The sequence below is a fragment of the Mumia sp. genome, from assembly GCF_028803055.1.
GTDB lineage: Bacteria > Actinomycetota > Actinomycetes > Propionibacteriales > Nocardioidaceae > Mumia.
Map to the genome: position 1 here is coordinate 8,283 of NZ_JARBCJ010000152.1, position 240 is coordinate 8,522.

General features: G+C 74.2%; 1 pseudogene. It reads right to left on the reverse strand.

Features of this window, described 5'->3' with window-relative positions:
* Nucleotides 1–218 (reverse strand): annotated as a pseudogene (locus PV363_RS13630) (hypothetical protein); the annotation flags it as partial.
* Between the last annotated feature and the right edge of the window lie 22 nt (nt 219–240).

Consider the following 240-nt stretch of genomic DNA (forward strand, 5'->3'; position numbering starts at 1 on the left):
TCGCGCTTGAGCGCGACCACCCTCGCGGCCGCCTCCTCGACCCGGGCCCGGAAGGCCGGGTCCTGGCGGGCCCGCGCGAGCACTGCCGCAGTCATCTCGGGCATCTGCGCCGGATCGATCGCGAGCACGAGGTCGCCACCGGCGCGGAGGAAGTCGACGGCGCGCTCGGCAGGCGTGCGGTCCTTGACCTGCTGCGCCGCGGAGAGGTCGTCGGACATCACCACGCCGTCGAACCCCATC